This is a genomic window from Albimonas pacifica (assembly GCF_900113695.1).
Classification (GTDB): Bacteria; Pseudomonadota; Alphaproteobacteria; order Rhodobacterales; family Rhodobacteraceae; genus Albimonas; species Albimonas pacifica.
Genome location: NZ_FOQH01000002.1, coordinates 224,240 through 244,382 on the forward strand (window position 1 = coordinate 224,240; position 20,143 = coordinate 244,382).

General features: G+C 74.5%; 17 protein-coding genes. 13 read left to right on the forward strand and 4 right to left on the reverse strand.

The annotated features are described in order from the left end of the window. The 11 genes from mraY (at nucleotide 1) to ftsA (ending at nucleotide 13,390) form a co-directional block, all read left to right on the forward strand. On the forward strand, nucleotides 1–1,086 hold the full coding sequence (gene mraY, locus BM064_RS03840; RefSeq protein WP_425426143.1) for a phospho-N-acetylmuramoyl-pentapeptide-transferase: 1,086 nt from the start codon (nucleotides 1–3) through the stop codon (nucleotides 1,084–1,086). A gap of 7 nt (nucleotides 1,087–1,093) precedes the next feature. After that, complete coding sequence (locus tag BM064_RS03845; RefSeq protein ID WP_092858065.1) at nucleotides 1,094–1,654, forward strand: AAA family ATPase; 561 nt, start codon at nucleotides 1,094–1,096, stop codon at nucleotides 1,652–1,654. Beyond that, nucleotides 1,651–3,084, forward strand: coding sequence for a UDP-N-acetylmuramoyl-L-alanine--D-glutamate ligase (murD, locus tag BM064_RS03850; RefSeq protein ID WP_092858067.1), 1,434 nt, complete (start codon nucleotides 1,651–1,653; stop codon nucleotides 3,082–3,084). Before BM064_RS03845 ends, murD begins: the two co-directional genes overlap by 4 nt. Then, nucleotides 3,081–4,247, forward strand: coding sequence for a peptidoglycan glycosyltransferase FtsW (locus BM064_RS03855; RefSeq protein WP_092858069.1), 1,167 nt, complete (start codon nucleotides 3,081–3,083; stop codon nucleotides 4,245–4,247). The genes murD and BM064_RS03855 overlap by 4 nt, the downstream gene beginning before the upstream one ends. 109 nt (nucleotides 4,248–4,356) lie before the next feature. Further along, entirely contained in the window at nucleotides 4,357–5,448 is a 1,092-nt protein-coding gene (locus tag BM064_RS03860) for a UDP-N-acetylglucosamine--N-acetylmuramyl-(pentapeptide) pyrophosphoryl-undecaprenol N-acetylglucosamine transferase (protein WP_092858071.1), read from the forward strand. Between the two features lie 42 nt (nucleotides 5,449–5,490). Beyond that, nucleotides 5,491–6,927 (forward strand): UDP-N-acetylmuramate--L-alanine ligase, encoded by a 1,437-nt coding sequence (murC, locus tag BM064_RS03865; RefSeq protein ID WP_092858073.1) that lies wholly within the window; start codon nucleotides 5,491–5,493, stop codon nucleotides 6,925–6,927. Nucleotides 6,928–7,249: 322 nt separating this feature from the next. Next, nucleotides 7,250–8,509 (forward strand): APC family permease, encoded by a 1,260-nt coding sequence (locus tag BM064_RS03870; protein WP_092858075.1) that lies wholly within the window; start codon nucleotides 7,250–7,252, stop codon nucleotides 8,507–8,509. Between the two features lie 179 nt (nucleotides 8,510–8,688). Beyond that, complete coding sequence (gene murB, locus BM064_RS03875; protein ID WP_092858785.1) at nucleotides 8,689–9,618, forward strand: UDP-N-acetylmuramate dehydrogenase; 930 nt, start codon at nucleotides 8,689–8,691, stop codon at nucleotides 9,616–9,618. A 487-nt stretch (nucleotides 9,619–10,105) separates the two neighbouring features. Next, nucleotides 10,106–11,026 carry a D-alanine--D-alanine ligase gene (locus BM064_RS03880; protein ID WP_092858077.1) on the forward strand — a complete coding sequence of 307 codons (921 nt, stop codon included), beginning with the start codon at nucleotides 10,106–10,108 and terminating at the stop codon, nucleotides 11,024–11,026. A gap of 94 nt (nucleotides 11,027–11,120) precedes the next feature. Next, on the forward strand, nucleotides 11,121–12,059 hold the full coding sequence (locus BM064_RS03885) for a cell division protein FtsQ/DivIB (protein WP_092858079.1): 939 nt from the start codon (nucleotides 11,121–11,123) through the stop codon (nucleotides 12,057–12,059). Further along, on the forward strand, nucleotides 12,056–13,390 hold the full coding sequence (gene ftsA, locus BM064_RS03890) for a cell division protein FtsA (protein WP_092858081.1): 1,335 nt from the start codon (nucleotides 12,056–12,058) through the stop codon (nucleotides 13,388–13,390). Before BM064_RS03885 ends, ftsA begins: the two co-directional genes overlap by 4 nt. Nucleotides 13,391–13,506: 116 nt before the next feature. Here the strand turns inward: ftsA and msrB are convergent, their stop codons facing one another. Next, a complete protein-coding gene (gene msrB / locus BM064_RS03895; protein WP_177236136.1) occupies nucleotides 13,507–13,902 on the reverse strand; it encodes a peptide-methionine (R)-S-oxide reductase MsrB in 396 nt (131 codons plus the stop codon). A 106-nt stretch (nucleotides 13,903–14,008) separates the two neighbouring features. Between msrB and BM064_RS03900 the strand changes: the two genes are divergently transcribed. Then, nucleotides 14,009–14,773 carry a GNAT family N-acetyltransferase gene (locus BM064_RS03900; RefSeq protein ID WP_092858085.1) on the forward strand — a complete coding sequence of 255 codons (765 nt, stop codon included), beginning with the start codon at nucleotides 14,009–14,011 and terminating at the stop codon, nucleotides 14,771–14,773. A 371-nt stretch (nucleotides 14,774–15,144) separates the two neighbouring features. On the opposite strand, the gene BM064_RS03905 is transcribed toward BM064_RS03900, so the two are convergent. From BM064_RS03905 to BM064_RS03915, 3 genes are all read right to left on the reverse strand, one after another. Next, a complete protein-coding gene (locus BM064_RS03905) occupies nucleotides 15,145–16,779 on the reverse strand; it encodes an alpha-D-glucose phosphate-specific phosphoglucomutase (RefSeq protein WP_092858087.1) in 1,635 nt (544 codons plus the stop codon). A 265-nt stretch (nucleotides 16,780–17,044) separates the two neighbouring features. Further along, the gene (locus BM064_RS03910) at nucleotides 17,045–17,965 is read right to left on the reverse strand and encodes an SDR family NAD(P)-dependent oxidoreductase (protein WP_092858089.1); all 921 of its coding nucleotides are present in this window, start codon (nucleotides 17,963–17,965) and stop codon (nucleotides 17,045–17,047) included. Nucleotides 17,966–18,057: 92 nt separating this feature from the next. Then, the gene (locus BM064_RS03915) at nucleotides 18,058–19,368 is read right to left on the reverse strand and encodes an FAD-dependent oxidoreductase (protein ID WP_092858091.1); all 1,311 of its coding nucleotides are present in this window, start codon (nucleotides 19,366–19,368) and stop codon (nucleotides 18,058–18,060) included. Nucleotides 19,369–19,529: 161 nt separating this feature from the next. Here BM064_RS03915 and BM064_RS03920 point away from each other — a divergent pair, with 161 nt between their 5' ends. Then, the gene (locus BM064_RS03920) at nucleotides 19,530–20,135 is read left to right on the forward strand and encodes a TetR/AcrR family transcriptional regulator (protein WP_092858093.1); all 606 of its coding nucleotides are present in this window, start codon (nucleotides 19,530–19,532) and stop codon (nucleotides 20,133–20,135) included. The last annotated feature ends 8 nt before the right edge of the window (nucleotides 20,136–20,143 follow it).

The following is a 20,143-nucleotide window of genomic DNA, read 5'->3' on the forward strand; positions in this document are numbered from 1 at the left end:
CTGTATCACCTGCTCACCCCCCTCTCGCAGGGCGGCGACGTGTTCAACCTCTTCAACTACCTGACCTTCCGGTCGGGCGGCGCGTTCCTGACGGCGCTGTTCCTGAGCTTCGGCTTCGGCAACCCGATCATCAACGCCCTGCGCCGGATGCAGAAGAAGGGCCAGCCGATTCGCGCCGACGGGCCCGAGGGGCACCTGCTGACCAAGACCGGCACCCCCACCATGGGCGGCGTGCTGATCCTGTTCTCGCTGCTGCTCTCCACCCTGCTGTGGTCCGACCTGTCGGAGGGCTACGTCTGGGTCGTGGTGCTGGTGGTGGCGGGCTTCGGCGCCATCGGCTTCGCGGACGACTACCTCAAGGTCTCGAAGTTCGACGTGAAGGGCGTGCCGGGCAGGATCCGGCTGGGCGCGGGCTTCGCCATCGCGCTCTGCGCCGCGCTCGCCACCGTCTGGCTGCAGCCCGCGCCGCTCTCGGGCGCGCTGGCCCTGCCGATCTTCAAGGACCTGCTGATCGACCTCGGGATCCTGTTCTACCCGTTCGCCATGCTGGTGATCGTGGGCGCGGCCAACGCGGTCAACCTGACCGACGGGCTCGACGGCCTCGCCATCATGCCGGTGATGATCGCCGGCGCTGCGCTCGGCTTCATCGCCTATGTCGTCGGCCGCACCGACTTCACCGAATACCTCGGCCTCTCCTACGTTCCCGGCACCGGCGAGATCGCGGTCTTCGCCGCCTCGCTGATCGGGGCGGGCCTGGGCTTCCTGTGGTTCAACGCCCCGCCGGCGCAGGTGTTCATGGGCGACACCGGCTCGCTGGCGCTGGGCGGGGGCCTCGGCGCCATCGCGGTGGCCACCAAGCACGAGATCGTGCTGGCGGTGATCGGCGGCCTCTTCGTGGTGGAGGCGATGTCGGTCATCATCCAGGTCGGCTACTACAAGATGACCAAGAAGCGGGTGTTCCTGATGGCGCCCATCCACCACCACTTCGAGAAGCTCGGCTGGCAGGAGCCCACCATCGTGATCCGGTTCTGGATCATCTCGGTGATCCTGGCGCTGGTCGGCCTCGCCACCCTGAAGCTGCGGTAGGGAGATCATGGCGCGCGGGCCCCGTCTCTTCGTCATCTCGGGCTGCTCGGGCGGCGGCAAGTCCACGCTGCTGGCCGAGTTGGCCGCCCGCGGCTGGGCGGTGGCGCCCGAGCCCGGCCGCGAGGTGGTGCGCGAGGAGACGGAGCAGGGCGGCGACGGCCTGCCCTGGGAGAACCTGACCCGCTTCGCCGAGCTCTGCGCCGCCCGCGCCGCCCAGGACCACGAGGCGGCGCTCTCCCGCCCCTCCGCCACCCTCTTCGACCGCTCGATCCTCGACGCCGTCGCGGCGCTGGAGCGGGCGGGCCTGCCGGTTCCCCCGGCGATGGCCGCCGAACTCGCCGCCCGCCGCTACGACGGCCCCGTCTTCCTCGCCCCGCCCTGGCCCGAGCTGCACCGCCCGGACGCCGAGCGTCGCCTGGACCTCCCGGCGGCCGTGGCCGAGCACGACCACCTCGAAACCCGCTACCCCGCCGAGGGCTACCGGACCGAGCCGCTCCCCCGCCTGCCGGTGGCGGAGCGGGCGGACTGGCTCGAGGCCCGGCTCGGCGCGCTGGAGGCCGCCGCATGATCCCCGTTCCCGGCTTCGACGGCGCCCGGGTGGGCGTCCTGGGCCTCGGCCGCTCCGGCCTCGCCGCCGCCCGGGCGCTTGCGGCCGGCGGCGCGGTCCCGGTCTGCTGGGACGACGGCGAGGCCGCCCGCGCCGCCGCCGAGGCCGAAGGGTTCGAGATCGCCGACCTCGGGCGCGAGCGGGCCTGGGAGGCGGGGCTCGCGCTGCTCTGCGTGTCGCCCGGCATCCCCGCGCTCTACCCCGCCCCGCACAAGGCGGTGGAGCAGGCCTGGGCCCATGGCGTGCCGGTCGACAACGACGTGGGGCTGCTGTTCCGGGCGCTGGCCGACGAGGACTTCGACAGCTTCGACGAGCCGCCGCGCGTGGTCTGCATCACCGGCTCCAACGGCAAGTCGACCACCACCGCCCTGATCGGCCATATCCTCGAGGCTGCCGGGACCCCCGCGCAGGTCGGCGGCAACATCGGCCTCGGCGTGCTGGGGTTCGAGCCTTTCCACGACGGCGAGGTGCTGGTGCTGGAGCTCTCCTCCTACCAGATCGAGCTCGCCCGCACGCTGGCGCCCGACGTGGCGGTGTTCCTCAACCTCTCCGACGACCACCTCGACCGCCACGGCGGGCGGGGCGGCTATTTCGCCGCCAAGGCCCGCCTCTTCGAGGCCGGCGCCCCCGAGCGCGCCGTGATCGGCATGGACGAGCCCGAGGGCCGGTTCCTCGCCGACCGGGTGCGGGGCAGGGGCGGCGAGGACGACGGGGTCATCGGCCTGTCGCTGACCCGCAAGCTGCCGGGCGAGGCCTGGGCCGTGACCGCCCGCAAGGGGTTCCTGGCGGAGACGCGCAAGGGCAAGCAGGTCGCCTCGGTCGACCTGCGGGAGCTGGCGACCCTGAAGGGCGCCCACAACCACCAGAACGCCTGCGCCGCCTGGGCGGCCTGCCGGGCGCTGGGCCTCGCGCCGCGGGCCATCGAGGCGGCCCTGAAGACCTTCCCGGGCCTGCCGCACCGGCTGGAGCTGGTGGCGCAGAAGGACGGCGTCGCCTTCGTCAACGACTCCAAGGCCACCAACGCGGACGCGGCCGAGAAGGCGCTGCTCGCCTGGCCCCGCGTGCGCTGGATCGCCGGCGGCGTGCCCAAGGCCGGCGGCATCGCCCCGCTCGTCCCGCTCTTCGACCGGGTCGCCTGCGCCTACCTGATCGGCGAGGCGGCGGAGGCGTTCGCGAAGACGCTGGGCGACACGCCCCACGTGATGTGCGGCGACCTCGAGACCGCCGTCGCCCGCGCCGCGGCGGACGCGCAGCCGGGAGAGGCCGTGCTGCTCTCCCCCGCCTGCGCCAGCTTCGACCAGTTCAAGAGCTTCGAACACCGCGGAGACGCGTTCCGCGCCCTCGCCCGCCGCGCCGCCGGCTTGTCCGACCTGCAGGAGGATCCCGCATGACCGAGATGGTCTTCGGCCACGTCGCCGCCGCCCGCTCCTCGGAGCCGATCCTGACCCGCTGGTGGCGCACCGTCGACCGCTGGACGGTGGGCGCGGTGCTCGGCCTGATCGTGATCGGGCTGGTGGTGGGCATGGCGGCCTCGGCCCCGCTGGCCGAGCGGCTGGGCCTGCCGCCCTTCTACTTCGTGATCCGCCAGGCGGCCTTCGCCACGCTGGGCGTGGCGCTGATGGTCGGCATCTCGATGCAGGACGTGAGGACCGTGCGCCGGCTCGCGGTGATGGGCTTCGTCGGCGCGCTGCTGACCTGCCTCGCGCTGCCGATGATCGGCACCGACTTCGGCAAGGGCGCGGTGCGCTGGGTCTCGCTCGGCGTGCTGACCGTTCAGCCGTCGGAGTTCCTGAAACCCGCCTTCGTGGGCTGCGCGGCCTGGGTGATGGCCTCGACCTTCGACCGCCGGGGCCCTCCGGGCAAGTTCCTGAGCTTCCTGCTCGCCTGCGGCTGCGCGGCGATGCTGGCGCTGCAGCCGGACTTCGGCCAGGCGGCGCTGCTGCTGGCGACCTGGGGGATCATGTATTTCGTGGCCGGCGCCTCGGTGCCGCTGATGGTGGGCATCGCCGGCGGCGTCGCCGCGGTGGGGGCCTTCGCCTACGAGAACTCCCAGCACTTCGCGCGGCGCATCGACGGGTTCCTCGCGGCCGAGGTCGATCCCCGCACCCAGATCGGCTACGCCACCAACGCCATCCAGGAGGGCGGCTTCTTCGGCGTCGGCGTCGGCGAGGGCTCGGTCAAGAACATCCTGCCCGACGCGCACACCGACTTCATCATCGCCGTGGCGGCCGAGGAATACGGCCTCGTGCTCTGCGTGATCGTGATCGGCCTCTTCCTGTTCATCCCGATCCGCGCCCTCTACCGCCTGACCGAGGAGCGCGACCCCTTCGCCCGCCTCGCCGGCGCGGGCATGGCGGGGCTCGTGGGCCTGCAGGCCTTCGTCAACCTGGGCGTCGCCATCCGCCTGCTGCCCGCCAAGGGCATGACGCTGCCCTTCGTGAGCTACGGCGGCTCGTCCCTGCTCGCCGCCGGCATCGGCATGGGCCTGCTGCTGGCGATGACCCGCAAGCGCCCCCAGCGCGACGTGCTCGAGGCGCTGGAGCACTCCGCATGAGGGCCGGAGTCCCCGGCCCGGAGGCGCCCTGCGGGCGGGCATGGCGGCGTCGCCCGGGCGGCGAGGGTCGCGAGGGGCCCGCGGGCGTGGCGCAGGCGGGGAGGGGCGCATGAGCGCCCCGCATCTCGTCATCGCCGCCGGCGGCACCGGCGGGCACATGTTCCCCGCCCAGGCGCTGGCGCAGGAGATGCTGCGCCGAGGCTGGCGGGTGTCGCTGACCACCGACGACCGGGGCGCGCGCTACGCCTCCGGCTTCCCCGAGGCGGTGGCGCGGGTGCCGGTGCGCTCGGCGACCTTCGCGCGCGGCGGCGTGGCGGCGAAGCTGGCGGCGCCGGTCCTGATCGGGATGGGCGTGCTGGAGACGCTGCGCTGGTTCCGCCGCGATCCGCCGGCGGTGGTGGCGGGGTTCGGGGGCTATCCCTCGCTGCCCGCGCTGTCGGCGGCGGTGCTCTCGGGCCGGCCGCGGCTGATCCATGAGCAGAACGGCGTGCTGGGCCGGGTCAACCGCCGCTTCGCGCCGCGCGTGGCGCTGGTCGCCTGCGGGACCTGGCCGCTGACCAACGCCCCCGCGGGGGTCGACGCGCGCCACGTCGGCAACCCGATCCGCGACGCCGCCCGGGCGCTCGCCGGCGCGCCCTACGCGCCCCCCGGCGACGGCCCGCTGAACCTGCTGGTCTTCGGCGGCAGCCAGGGCGCCTCGGCCCTCTCGCGCCTGCTGCCCGAGGCCATCGGCGGCCTGCCCGCCGACCTGCGCGCCCGCCTGCGCCTGACCCAGCAGGCGCGCGAGGGCGAGGCCGAGGCGCTGAGCGAGGCCTACGCCGCCCAGGGCATCCCCGCCGAGGTCGCGCCCTTCTTCGCCGACATGCCCCGGCGCATCGCCGACGCGCATCTGGTGGTCTGCCGGGCAGGGGCCTCGACGGTGGCCGAACTGACCGCCATCGGCCGCCCCTCGATCCTGATCCCCTATCCCCACGCGATGGACGACCACCAGAGCGCCAACGCCAAGCCGCTGGCCGAGGCCGGGGCCGCGCGCCTCGCGCTCGAGGCGGGCTTGACGCCGCAGGCGCTTTCCGCGCACATCGCCGCGGTTCTCGGCGACCCGGCCCGGGCCTCGGCCATGGCCGCGGCCGCCGTCGCGCTCGGGCGGCCCGACGCCGCCGAGCGGCTCGCCGACCTCGCCCAGTCCGTCGCCGGCGCCTGATCCCGCCGCGATCGCCCGCCCCTGACCCTTCGGAGCAAGCCCATGTCCCCCGTCAGCCGCCAGCCGCAGGAAGTCGGCCCGATCCATTTCATCGGCATCGGCGGCATCGGCATGTCCGGCATCGCCGAGGTGATGCTGAACCTCGGCTACGACGTGCAGGGCTCGGACGCCAGGGACTCGGAGATCGTGCAGCGCCTGCGCACGCTGGGCGCCCGGATCGAGATCGAGCAGAAGGCCGAGAACCTGGGCCGCGCCAAGGTCGTGGTGATGTCGTCCGCGATCAAGAAGGGCAACCCCGAGCTCGACGCCGCCCGCGCCGCCGGCCTGCCGGTGGTGCGCCGGGCCGAGATGCTGGCCGAGCTGATGCGCCTGAAATACAACGTCGCGGTGGCCGGCACGCACGGCAAGACCACGACCACCTCGATGGTCTCGGCGATCCTGGACGCGGGGGGCGTGGACCCGACGGTGATCAACGGCGGCGTGATCCACGCCTACGGCTCCAACGCCCGGATGGGCGAGGGCGAGTGGATGGTGGTCGAGGCCGACGAGTCGGACGGCACCTTCAACCGCCTCCCCGCCACCATCGCCATCATCACCAACATCGACCCCGAGCACCTGGACCACTACGGCGACTTCGAGGGCGTGAAGGCGGCGTTCGAGCGCTTCGTCTCCAACCTCCCCTTCTACGGGGCGGCGGTGTGCTGCATCGACCACCCCGAGGTGCAGGCCCTGGTCGGGCGCGTCGACGACCGCCGCAAGATCACCTACGGCTTCAGCCTGCAGGCCGACGTGGTGGGGGTGAACCTGCGCCACGAGGGGCCGGTCTCGACATTCGACGTCATCGCCCGCCTGCGCGACGGGCTCGCCCGCGGCGAGCGGCGCATCGAGGGGATCGAGCTGCCGATGCCCGGCGACCACAACGTCCTCAACGCGCTGGGCGCCATCGCGGTGGGGCTGGAGCTGGGCCTGCCCGACGAGGCGATCCGCGCCGGCCTCAAGAAATTCGGCGGCGTCAACCGCCGCTTCACCCGGGTCGGCGAGTGGAACGGCGCCCCGATCATCGACGACTACGGCCACCACCCGGTCGAGATCGCGGCCGTCCTCAAGGCCGCCCGCCAGGCGGTGGGGCCGCAGGGCCGGGTGATCGCGATCCACCAGCCGCATCGGTATTCGCGCCTCAGCTCGCTCTTCGACCAGTTCTGCACCTGCTTCAACGAGGCGGACATGGTCGCGATCCCCGAGGTCTACGCCGCCGGCGAGGAGCCGATCGAGGGCGCGGACCGCGACGCGCTCGTCGCCGGCCTGACCCGCCACGGCCACCGCGACGCGACCGCGCTGGAGGGGCCCGAGGCGCTGCCCGACTACGTGGCCGCCCGCGCCCGGCCCGGCGACATCGTGGTCTGCCTCGGCGCCGGCTCGATCACCCAGTGGGCCCGGGCGCTGCCCGCCGCGCTGGCCGGACGCGCCGCGGCCGAGTGACGGCGGGCGGCCCGCCGCCCGCACGCCGCTCCCGCCCATCGCCGGCCGGGCTGCGCGAGATCCCTTCGGCCCTCCCCCGGCGCGCGGCGCAGGCCCGGGCCGGGGCGCAGGGCCGGGCGCGCGATGCGCGGGGCCGCCCGGGGTGCGCGCGGCGGTCGCCTTGCCGTGGCGGCCGCGGGCGCCACCCTGTGGGGCGCGGCGCCGCGCCCCGCGGGAGGGCGGCGCCGCTCGACGCCGCCGGCGCGGATCGGGCGCGGGCGGCATCCCCTCGATCCGTCGTGCGCTCTGCGGGCCGCGGCGCCGCCTGGCCGGAGATCCGCCGATGACCGACGCCTCCTCCGCCCCGGGTCTCCAGCGTCGGCTCGGCTTCTGGCTGCTGATGCTCTACGGGCTCGGGGTCATGGTCGGCGCGGGCATCTACGTGCTGATCGGCGAGGTCGGCGGGCGCACCGGCCTGCTGGCGCCGGCGGCCTTCCTGCTCGCGGCCCTCGTCGCCGCCCCCACCGCGATGAGCTACGCCGAGCTCGCCGGCCGCATCCCCGAGGCGGGGGGCGAGGTCGCCTGGCTGCGCGACGCCTTCGGGCTGAGCCTGCTGCCGCCGGTCGCGGGGCTGCTGATCGTGGGGGGCGCCACGCTCTCGGCCGCGGCGGTGATCCAGGGAGGGGCGGCCTATCTCTGGGCGCTGACGCCCCTGCCGGCGGATCTCAAGGCGCTGATCCCCTACACCTGGCTGATCCCGCCGCTGATCGCGGCGATGGCGGTCGCGGCGGTCTGGGGGGTGGTCGAGTCGATGGTCGTCGCCGCCGTGCTGACGCTGGTCGAGGTCTCGGGCCTGCTGCTGGCGATCTGGGCGGGGTTCGAGGCGCCCCCGACCGCGGAATGGCGCGACGGCCTGCCGGGCGCGGTCGAGCACCTGGGCGGGCTGGGCGGCGCGGCGAGCGCGCTGGCGGGGGCCTCGCTGCTCGCCTTCTTCGCCTTCATCGGTTTCGAGGACATGGTGAACATGGCCGAGGAGACCCACGACCCCGGCCGCACCATGGCGCGCGCGATCCTGGCCGCGCTGGCGATCACGGCGGTGCTCTATGCGCTGGTGGCCGCCGCGGCGCTGCATGCGCTGCCCAGCGCGCTGATGGCGACGATGTACGATCCGCTGACCGGGGTGGTGCGGGCGGGGGCGCCGGCGCTGGTCCCGGTGATCGCGCTGATCGGGGGGGCGGCGGCGCTGAACGGGGTGCTGGCGCAGATGGTGATGGGGGCGCGGATCCTCTATGGAACCGGGCGGCGGCATCCCCGGCTCGCGCTGCTCGCGCGGGTGGCGCCGGGACGCGGCACGCCCTGGGTGGCGACCCTGCTGATGGGCGCCCTGGTGACGGGCGTGGCGCTCCTGGTCCCGCTGGGGCCGCTGGCGGCGGGCTCGGCGGGGGTGCTGCTGGCGGTGTTCGTGGGCGTGAACCTGGCGCTGGTGGTGCTGCGGCGCAAGGCGCCGGCGCCGGACGGCGCCTGGACCGCCCCATTCTGGGCGCCCTGGGCGGGCATGGCCCTCTCCGCGGCCGCCGTGGCCGCGGGCGTGTTCGGAGGCTGAGACAGATGACGACCCAAGACGCCGCGAGCCGCGGGTCCGCGACCGCCGAGCCCGCGACCGCCGGCCCCGGGGCCGCCGAGCCCGCGACCGCGGGCGCCCGGGCCGGCGAGCCCGCGGCCGCGGCCGCGGGCGCCCCGGGCGCCGGCGCGGCGATCCCCGCGCGGCTCGACGGCGCGGCGCTGGCCGCGCGCCTGCCGCAGGCCCGCGGACGCCTCGCGTCGATGCGCCCGCTCGCCGACCTGTGCTGGCTGCGGGTGGGCGGGCCGGCCGAGGCGCTGTTCCAGCCCGAGGACGTGGGCGACCTCGCGGCCTTCCTCGCGGCCCTGCCGGCGGACGTGCCGGTGACGCCGCTGGGCGTCGGCTCGAACCTGATCGTGCGCGACGGCGGGCTGCCGGGGGTGGCGATCCGGCTCGGGCGGGCCTTCATGGGGGCCGAGGTCCTCGACGGCGCGCGCCTGCGCGTCGGCGCGGGCCTGCTCGACAGCCGCGCGGCGATGGCGGCGGCCGAGGCGGGGATCGCGGGGCTCGAGTTCCTGCGCACCATCCCCGGCGCGATCGGCGGCGCGATCCGGATGAACGCGGGCTGCTACGGCAGCTACACGGCGGACGTGGTCGAGCAGGTCGTGGCCGTCGACCGCCAGGGCCGGACGCGGCGCCTGTCGGGCGCGGAGATCGGCTTCGCCTACCGCGCCTGCGACCTCCCCGAGGACTGGGTGATCGTCGAGGCGGTGCTGCGCGGCGCGCCCGGCGAGCCGGCGGCGATCCGCGCGAAGATGGACGACTTCCTCGCCCGGCGCGAGGCGAGCCAGCCCACCCGCGAGCGCACCGCCGGCTCCACCTTCCGCAACCCGGCCGGCTATTCCTCGACCGGCGAGGCGGGGGACCCGATGGACCTCAAGGCCTGGTCGCTGATCGACCGGGCGGGGATGCGCGGCGCGCGGCGGGGGGGCGCGCAGATCTCCGAGCTGCACTCGAACTTCCTGATCAATGCGGGGGGCGCGACGGCGGCCGACCTCGAAGGGCTCGGCGAGGAGGTGCGCGACAAGGTGCGCGCGGCCTTCGGGATCGAGCTGGAATGGGAAGTGAAGCGCATCGGCCTGCCGGGCTGACGCGGGCGACGTCGCGGGCCCGAGGCGGCGCCTGCGCCGCGGGCGGGTCCCTGCGCCGCCGGGCCCGCCGGCCGGCGGGCCGCGCGCCGTGCGCCCGCCGCTCCGCCGCGCGCGGGCGCGCCTCCCGCCCGCCCTCCCCGGCGCGCCCGCGCGCGACGGAGCGGCGGGCGGCGGCGCCCCGGGGCGGGCCGGGGAGGGGGCGGCCGGCCGGCGATGGAACCCGCCTCCACCCTTCGGAAAACCCTGCCGTGGCGCTCGCGCCCCGCTTTCTGGGTTCCGGCGCGGGTCCCCTTGCGCTACACTGCGAAAACGCCCTGCTTCGCAACGCCCTGCGGCCCGTTCCGCAGACTCGCTGCGAAGTCGGGCGGGACCGAGCATCGGCCGCAGGACCGGGAAAACCCGGCGGCGGCCATACAGGCGGGCGCAGCACGGAAACCGGGCGCGTCCATGAAAGCCCCCGCAGAGGGGCGAGGGACTTTGAGGCGGCATGTCGGGCAGGGCTTCCACCCGTGTCGCGGTGCTGTTGGGCGGCCGGTCGGCCGAGCGCGAGGTCTCCCTCGTCTCGGGCGCCGAATGCGCAGCCGCGCTGAGGACCGCGGGCTATTCCGTGATCGAGATCGACGCCGGGCCGGACCTGGTCCAGCGGCTTGCGGACGCGAGCCCCGACGTCGTGTTCAACGCGCTCCACGGCCGCTGGGGCGAGGACGGCTGCGTGCAGGGCCTGCTGGAGTGGCTGGGCCTGCCCTACACCCATTCGGGGGTGCTGGCCTCCGCCGTCGCCATGGACAAGGTCAAGGCCAAGGAGGTCTTTGCCGCCGCCGGACTGCCGGTGGCCGAGGGCCGGCTGGTGCCCAAGGCCGAGGCCGCCGCCGGCCACCCCCTGCCGCTCCCCTACGTGCTGAAGCCCTATAACGAGGGCTCCTCTGTCGGGGTCTACATCGTGCTCGAGGGCGCCAACGGCCCCGCGCGCCTCGCCCCCGACGCCCCCGACCTGCTGCTGGCCGAGACCTTCGTGCCGGGGCGCGAGATGACCGTCGCCGTGATGGGCGACCGGGCGCTGGCGGTGACCGACATCATGGCCGCCTCGGGCGGCTGGTACGACTACAACGCCAAGTACGCCGCCGGCGGCTCCTCCCACGTGATCCCCGCCCAGATCCCGCAGGAGATCGAGGACGCCTGCCGCGACATCGCCGTGCGCGCCCACCGGGCGCTGGGCTGCCGGGGCCTGTCGCGCTCCGACTTCCGCTGGGACGAGAGCAAGGGGCTCTCCGGCCTGATCCTGCTCGAGGTCAACACCCAGCCCGGCATGACGCCCACCTCGCTCGCGCCCGAGCAGGCCGCCCACGCCGGCATCTCCTTCCCCGATCTCTGCGCCTGGCTGGTGGAGGACGCCTCGTGCCTGCGCTGACCGCATCCGACCGCCGCCCCGCCCCGGGCGCGACGCGGCCGAGCCCGCCCGCAGGGCGCCTCCGGGCCCCGCGGACCGTCCTGGTGCCCGCGCGATGAGCGCCCTGGGCCGCGCCCTCTCCCGCCGCCTGCGCCGGCTGAAGCCCGAGCCGCCGGGCCCGTTCGAGACCCCGCGCCGGCGCCGCGACCCCTCGCCGTCGCGCTGGCGCTACCGGCTCGACCGTCTCGGCCGGCGCGGCTACGTGCGCTTCGCCCTGCGCCGCCTGACGGCGCCCGCCGGCTTCGCCCTCGCCGCCTTCTGGGCCTGGCAGAGCCCCACCGTCCACGAGATCGCCCTCGACCTCGCCGCCCGCGCCCGCGCGGCGGTGGTGGAGCGGCCGGAATTCGCGGTCTCGCGCCTCGACATCCACGGCGGCAGCCCCGACCTGCAGGCCCGGGTGGAGAGCCGCCTCGACCTGGCGCTGCCCGTCTCCTCGCTCGACCTCGACCTCGCCGCGCTGAAAGGGGAGGTCGAGACCATCCCCGGCGTCGCCCGGGCCGAGCCCAAGGTGATGCCCGACGGCGCGCTGCGCATCGAGCTCGCCCAGCGGGCCCCCGCCGCGCTCTGGCGCTGGGAGGGGCAGCTCCACCTGCTCGACGCCGACGGCGTGGTCATCGGCCCCGTCGCCGCCCGCGCCGCCCGTCCCAACCTGCCGCTGATCGTGGGCGAGGGCGCCGACCGCGCGGTGGCCCAGGGCCTCGCGCTGTGGGACCTCGCCCAGCCGATCAACGACCGCCTGCGCGGCCTGGTGCGCGTGGGCGAGCGGCGCTGGTCGCTGGCGCTCTCCTCCGGCATGGTCGTGCACCTGCCCGAGAAGGCCCCCGAGGCCGCGCTGCGCCGGCTCCTGCACCTCGAGCGGGACGAGCAGCTGCTCGACCGCGAGGTTTCCGTCATCGATCTGCGCGACCCCGAGCGTCCCACCCTGCGCCTGACCCCGCGGGCGGTGGACGTGCTGGAAGGCGCGCGCGAACTCCTGGAAGGACAGAAGGCATGAGGCACGCGCTTTTCGCGTCGCAGAGCATGATGCGCGACCAGCTCCGCTCGGCGCTCAAGCGGGGCCTGCTGGCGGTGCTGGACATCGGCACCTCCAAGACCGCCTGCCTGATCCTGCGCATCGACCCCGCCAAGCTCGCGGCCGCCACCGCCGAGGAGGGCCGCCAGGGCGGCTACCTCGCCATGCGCGTGATCGGCGTCGGCGTCACCCAGTCCCGCGGCGTGCGCCTGGGCGAGATCGTGGACATGGAGGAATGCGAGCGCGCCATCCGCACCGCCCTGCAGGCCGCCGAGAAGATGGCCGGCGTGCGCGTCGACCAGGTGATCGGCGCCGTCTCCGGCGCGCGCCCCGTCTCCTGGGGGTTCACCGGCGACGCCGAGGTGATGTCGGGCGAGGTCACCGACCAGGACGTCGCCGCCGCGCTCGCCGCCTGCCCCGAGCCCCCCGCCGAGGAGGGGCGCGAGATCCTGCACGCGCTGCCGGTGAACTTCACCCTCGACCAGACCTCGTTCCTCTCCGATCCCCGCGGGATGACCGGGCAGAACCTCTCGGTCGACATGCACATCCTCTCGGTCGCCTCGGCGCCGCTTCGCAACCTCGCGCGCTGCGTGCGCCGCTGCGACCTGGAGCTGGCGGGCGTGGTGACCGCGCCCTATTCGTCGGGCCTCTCCAGCCTCGTCGAGGACGAGCAGGAGCTGGGCGCGGCCTGCGTCGACATGGGGGGCGGGGCGACCGGCGTCTCGATCTTCCTGCGCAAGCAGCTGATCTGCCTCGACGTGGCCCGCGTCGGCGGCGCCCACGTGACCCGCGACATCTCCGAGGCCTTCGGCATCGACACCGCCACGGCCGAGCGGATCAAGACCCTGCACGGCGGCGTCATGGCGACCGGCCTCGACGACCGCGAGCAGATCACGGTCCCGGTGCTCGGCGGGGACGAGGGCGAGACCCGCACCATCACCCGCGCCGCCCTGATCGGCGTGATCCGCCCCCGCGTGGAGGAGATCTTCGAGGAGGTCCGCCACCTGCTCGACCGCGCGGGCTTCGGCGGCCTCCCCTCCCGCCGCGTGGTCCTCACGGGCGGGGGCAGCCAGCTCCCGGGGCTCGAGGACGTCGCCCGCCGGGTCATCGGCCAGCGGGTGCGCATCGGCCGCCCGCTGCGCGTGGCGGGCCTGCCGCAGTCGGCCGCGGGCCCGGCCTTCTCGGCCGCCGTCGGCCTCGCCGCCTACGCGGTGCGCCCCCACGACGAGTTCTGGGATTTCGAGGAGCCCGCCGGCCTCTCCGGCGGCACCCGCCTGCGCCGCACGGTGCGCTGGTTCAAGGACAATTGGTGAGCGTCCGCCGTCGCCGCCCGACCGGCGGCGACGGCGTCCGGGCCTGAACGAGGACCACCCCGTCCGGCGGCGGCGCCCAGGGCGTCGGCCCGCGGACGACGTCCGCGGGCCGCGTCTCACGCCTCCGGCTCGAAGGTCATCGAGACGCCGTTCATGCAGTAGCGCAGCCCCGTGGGCTGCGGCCCGTCGGGGAAGACGTGGCCGAGATGGGCGTCGCACCGGGCGCAGGTCACCTCGGTGCGGCGCATGAAGTGGCTGAGATCCTCGTGCAGCTCGACCGCGTCCTGCTCGATCGGGGCCCAGAAGCTGGGCCAGCCGGAGCCGCTCTCGTATTTCGTCTCCGCGTCGAAGAGGGGCGCGCCGCAGCACACGCACAGATAGGTGCCGGGACCCTTGGGGAAGCCCGGGTGGGCGCCGGGACGCTCGGTCCCCTTCTCGCGGGTGACCTTGTAGGTCAGCGGGTCGAGCTCGGCGCGCCATTCCTCGTCGGACTTGATCAGCTTGTCGGTCATGGTGTTCCTTCCCTGCGACAGTTTCGCCGCACCTGCCGGGGGCGTCATGCGCATGTCATCGCCGCCACCCTATCTAGGCCGAGGTTCCCTGGCTGTGGAGGGGTCGATGCGCATGTTCTCCCGCGGACGTTACACGGTGCGCCTGTCGCGCGAGCCCGCCGACGTGGAGGCCGCCCAGCGGCTCCGCTTCCGGGCCTTCATCGCCGCCCGCCCCGGGGCGGCCCTGACCGGGGACCGGGCCGAGGGCCTGGACCGGGACGCCTTCGACGCGGCCTGCCTGCACGCGCTGGTCGAGACCGGCGAGGGCGAGCTGGTCTGCTGCTTCCGCATGCTGCCGCTGGCGAGCGGGGCGGAGATCGGGCGCAGCTACTCGGCGCAGTACTACGAGCTGTCGTCGCTGCACGACTTCGCCGGGCCGATGGTCGAGATGGGGCGCTTCTGCATGGCGCCGGGCGTGCGCGACCCCGACGTGATCCGCGCGGCCTGGGCGGCGATGACCGCCTATGTCGAGGCGGAGGGGGTCGAGCTGCTGTTCGGCTGCTCCAGCTTCGAGGGCGTGGACGCCGAGGCCTACATGGACGCCTTCGCCTACCTCAAGGAGAAGCACCTGGCGCCGCGGCGCTGGCTGCCGCGGCCCAAGGCGCCGGCGATCTTCCGCTTCGCGGCCAAGTGGCGGCTGAAGCGGCCGGACATGAAGCTGGCGATGCGCCGGATGCCGCCGCTGCTGCGCTCCTACCTGCTGCTCGGGGGCTGGGTGTCGGATCACGCGGTGATCGACCGGGACCTGAATACGCTGCATGTGTTCACCGGCGTCGAGATCAGCCGCGTCCCCGCCGCCCGCCGCCGCCTGATGCGCCCCGCCGCCGGCTGAGGCGCGTCCCGGCAGGCGTCGCCGGCGCCCGTGGCGGGCCCGGCCGCGCCTGCGGGTTCCCCGCAGGGTCCGCGCAGGGCGCGGACGCCTCCGCCAGGGCGGAGGCGCGCGGCCTTCGCGCCCCGCCTCCGGCGTCTCCGCCCCGTGGCGGGCGTCGGAGGGGCCTGCGGCAGGCCGCGGGCCGGACGGCGATGGATCGCGCGGCGGGTCGGGCCGGGGGCGCCCCGGGCCTGACCCGGGGCCTCTCGCCGGCCGTCGGGCCGGTCGCGACGGGGGAGGGCGCCCCCACGCCCCGCGCCCCCGCCCCGCGCCCCCGCCCCGCGCCCCGCGCCCCCGGCGAGGCGGCCTCGGCGCCCTGCGGCGGAGGCGGCTCAGGTGGCGACGTCGGGGCCCTCGCGGCCGGTGCGGGCGCGGATGCCGGCCAGCGCCTCGGCGGCCTCGATCACCTGCGAAAGGGCGACCTGCGGATCGGCGTGGGCGGCTTCGGCGGGGTCCGCGAGGCGACGCTCCATGTAGACGCGCAGGGTGGCGCCCTCGGTGCCGGTGCCCGACAGGCGCAGCACCAGGCGGGCGTCCTCGGCGAAGACGATGCGGATCCCCTGCTTCGTCGCCACGTCGCCCGAGATCGGGTCGGTGTAGGCGAAATCGTCCGCCGCCTCGACGGTCAGCGCGCCGGCCTTCGTCCCGGGCAGGGCGTCGAGCCTGGCGCGCAGGTCGTTCATCAGGCGCTCGGCCGCCGCCGTGTCGATCGCCTCGTAGTCGTGGCGGGTGTAGACGTCGCGGCCGAAACGGGCCCAGTGGTCCTCCAGGATCTCCTGCACCGAGATCCTGCGCACCGCCAGGATGTTGAGCCACAGCAGCACCGCCCACAGCCCGTCCTTCTCCCGCACGTGGTCGGAGCCGGTTCCGAAGCTCTCCTCGCCGCAGATCGTGGCGCGGCCGGCGTCCAGCAGCGTGCCGAAGAACTTCCAGCCCGTGGGCGTCTCGTGCAGCTCGATCCCCAGCGCCGCGGCCACCCGGTCGGCGGCGCGCGAGGTGGGCATCGAGCGCGCGATCCCCTTCAGCCCGCCCGCGTAACCCGGCGCCAGATGCGCGTTCGCCGCCAGCACCGCGAGACTGTCGGAGGGCGAGACGTAGACCCCCCGCCCCAGGATCATGTTGCGGTCCCCGTCCCCGTCCGAGGCGGCGCCGAAGTCCGGCGAGGCCGGCCCCGTCATCAGGTTCCACAGGTCGTGGGCATGGGCCGGGTTCGGGTCCGGGTGGCCGCCGCCGAAGTCGGGCAGGGGGGTGGCGTTCATCACCGTGCCGGTGGGGGCGCCGAGCCGGTTCTCCAGCACCTCGACCGCGTAGGGGCCGGTGGCGGCGTGCATCGCGTCGAAGCGCAGGGTGAAGCCCTGGGCGATCATCCCGCGGATCGCGTCGAAGTCGAACAGGCTCTCCAGCAGGTCGGCGTGGATCTTCACGGGGTCGATCACCTCGACCGTCATGCCGCCCAGCGTCAGGGTCCCCACGGTCTCGAGGTCCGGGTCGGGGACGTCGAGGGTCAGGTAGCGCTCGATGCTCTCGGTCCTCGCGTGGATGGCGTTGGTGATGCTCTCGGGCGCGGGGCCGCCGGCGGCGATGTTGTACTTCACGCCGAAGTCGCCGTCCTCGCCGCCCGGGTTGTGCGACGCCGACAGGATCAGCCCCCCGTCCGCCTTCAGCGTGCGGATCACGGCCGAGGCCGCGGGCGTGGACAGCAGCCCGCCCTGGCCCACCACCACCTTCGCCGCCCCGTTGGCCGCGGCCATCTTCAGGATCGTCGCCGAGGCCTCGCGGCCGAAATACCGCCCGTCGCCGCCCAGAACCAGAGTGCGCCCCTCGATCCCGCCCAGCGCGTCGAAGACCGACTGCACGAAATTCTCGAGGTAGCGGGGCCCCATGAAGGTCCGGGTCCGGGCGCGCAGGCCGGAGGTGCCGGGCTTCTGGCCGGGGATCGGCGAGGTCTTCACGGTCGTCGGGGTCATCGGGGTCTCCGGATGGGCCTTCGGCGTCTGGACGCCGTTTCCGAGGGGCGGGTGGGAGTTAGGCGTGCGGCGACGCCGCGGTCAACCGCGCCGCCGTCGCGGACGCTCCGCGGGCGGGCGGGACCCTCGGCCGGGGATGCGGCGGGAAGATGACGGCCGGGCGGAGCGGACGGGGCGCCGGGCCCCGCCCCGCCACGGCCCTCAGCCCGCCGGGCCCCGCCCCGCCGGGGTCCTCAGCCCGCCGGGCCCCGCCCCGCCGGGGCCCTCAGCCCGCCGGACGCTTCAGCGTCGCCAGCCGGTCCTGGGTGCGGCCCGAGGCGCCGAACTCCGACGGCTTCATCCCCTCGAAGGCGGTGATCCGGCCCCAGGCGTCGGCGACCTGCTCGACCGAGGCGGGGCCGTGGGGGTCGAACTGCACGCCCTGGCTCTCGAAATAATGCAGCCGCCCGAAGCCGCCCGCCGCCGCGGTCACGATCACGCCGGTGTCGGCGCAGGCCTCGGAGGCGAGATAGGCGACCGCGGGCGAGACATGGGCGGGGTCGAGCATGGCCAGATAGTCCTCGGGGATCCCGAGGTTCTCGGTCATCCGGCTGCGCGCGCCGGGGGAAACGGCGTTGACCAGCACGTTCTTCTTCGCCCCCTCGATGGCGAGCGTGCGCATCAGCCCCAGCAGCCCCTCCTTGGCCGAGCCGTAGTTGGCCTGCCCGAAGTTGCCCGATGTGCCGGCGACGGAGGTGGTGAAGATCACCCGCCCGTAGCCCTGCTCGAGCATCGGGTTCCAGGCCGCGCGGGTGCAGAACACGCCGCCCCAGTAATGCACGTCGAAGACCGCGCGGAAGTCGTCGAGGTTGGTCTTGGCGAAGGACTTGTCGCGCAGGATGCCGGCGTTGTTGACCAGCACGTCGATGCGCCCGAAGGCGTGCAGCGCGGCCGCGACGATGGCCTCGCCGCCCTCCTTCGTGGCCACGCTGTCGTAGTTGGCGACCGCCTCGCCGCCGGCGTCGCGGATCTCGTCCACCACGCGGTCGGCGGCGGCCATGTTCTCGCCCTTGCCGTCCATGGTCGAGCCGAGGTCGTTGACCACCACCTTCGCGCCCTGCTTCGCCAGCAGCAGCGCATGGGCGCGGCCCAGCCCCGCGCCGGCCCCGGTCACCACGGCGACCCGGCCCTCCAGCCTCAACGTCATGTCTTTCCTCCCGATCCGGATTCGATGTCCGGTTTTTCGCGGCCCCCAGCAAAGCAGCCGGGGGCGCCCGCGTCCACCGGCCGATGCGGGGCTCAGGCCGGCTGGCGGCGCGCCTCCAGGATGCGGTCGACGGCGATCCTGGCGGTCTCCGCGCAGGCCTGCGTGCCGCCGTTGCCGTAGGCCTTCACCGCGTCGCCCACGCACCACAGGCCCGCGATCCCGGTCTCCTGCTCCATGTCGTAGCCGGCGCCCGAGCGCTGCGCCGGCCACGCGTCCCGCATCACCCGGATCGACAGGATTTTCGCCACGTCGTCGAAGCCGGGGAACTGCTCGCGCAGGTCCGTCAGCCCGTTCTCGACCTCGGCGTCCGAGTCGAAATCCGCGATGGCGGGGCGGGGGACGGCGTAGGCCACGTATTGATGCCAGCCCTGCGGCGCGAGCTCGGGGCAGGTCGCGGTCAGGTTCGCCATGTTGCACAGCCGCCCCGTGGCGGTGCGCCCGAAGGTCATGATGCCGGGCGCGGGCATGATGTCCTCTCGCGTGGCGAAGTTGTAGACGATGTTGGCGGCGGGCCGCAGGACCTCGCGCGTGCGCCGGACGTAGTCGGGGGAGAGATGCGCCTCCGCCAGCTCCGCCAGCGCCCGCGGGCCGCCGTTGAAGATCACCGAGCGGGCGGGGACGCGCACCGTCTCGCCGTCGCGGCGGATCAGGACGGCGCGGATCGCGCCGGCCTCGACCTCCAGCGCCACCGCCGGGGCCTCCAGCCAGACCTCGCCGCCCAGCCGCTCCACCGCCGCGGCCAGCGCCGCCCAGGCGCCGCCGGTGCCCTGCGGGTGGAAGCCGAAGCGTTTGAAGGCGCCCTTGGAGGTGAAATAGGTCAGGAAGGCGCGGGCCGGGATCTCGTCGGCGTTCATCGCGAAGATCGCGGCGCAGAGGTTTCGGAAGATCGCGTGCACCGTGGCGTTGGAGGTGTAGCGTTTCAGCCAGTCCTCGGTGGACTCGCGCCCGTCGGGCAGGGAGCCGGTGCGCGCCTGCGCGAACTGGTCGAGCACCCTGGAGGCCTGTTTCGTCAGCCCCCCCAGCAACATGCCCAATCCCCCCTTCTGGACGTTCACCACCTTGCGGTCGAGGTAGAAGACCGTGGCCGGGTTCGGCTCCCGGATCTCCAGCTCCGCGCCGGCGAGGCGGAAGGTCTCCTCGAAGACGCCGCCGGGCTCCAGCGCGATGGCGCCCATGTTGACCTTGTGGCCGTCGATCACCTCCGTGCCCGCCCGGCCGCCCAGCCAGGCGTGGTCGTCGATCAGCAGGGTGCGCAGCCCGGCGGCGGCGGCGCGGGCGGCGGCGCAGCAGCCCCCCGCGCCGGCGCCGATCGCCACCACGTCGAAACGGTCGTCGGTCCGCATCCGCGAATCCTCCCGGTTGGGTCGTTGGGACCGAATCATAATCCGTCCGGCCGTCTTGTTAATCTTTCACCGACCGGATCGCGCCGCAACCATCCGCGGCTTGCCCGCGCGGTCCCGGTTTGCGACAACGTAAGGGCGTACGTGCAGCAGAGGACGACCGCATGGCCCGGACCCAGTCGCAGCTCTACCCCGAGATCCGGGAGAAGATACTCCGGACAGCCGGCAAACTCTTCGCCGAGAAGGGATTCGCGACCGCGACCATCCTGGACCTCGCCAAGGCCTGCGACTCGTCGCGCGGGGCGCTCTATCACTATTTCGGCTCGAAGGAGGAGATCCTCGCCGAAATCATCGAGAGCCACGTCGCCGAGATGCTCGGCCAGCTCGAGGCGATCGAGAGCCGGCGCCTCGAGCCGGAGGCCCACCTCAGCGAGGTCGCCCGCTGCATCATGCGCCTCAACGCCGTGAACGCGCACGAGCAGGTGGTGCTGCTGAACGACTTCAACCTGCTCGAGCCCGACCTGCGCCGCAAGATCGCCGGCGACCAGCGCAAGATCGTGGCCATCGTGCGCAACGCCCTGTCGCGGCTGGACGACTCCCGGCGGCTGGCGATCAGCTCGGACAGCACCTACGCGATGATGCTGCTGGGGATCCTGAACTACACCTTCGCCTGGTACGACCGCGACGGCCCGATCTCGCCCGAGTCCTTCGCCGACCGCACCGTCGACATCTTCCTCAACGGGTTCCGCAGCGCCCAGCGCCCCGACTGACGGGGCAG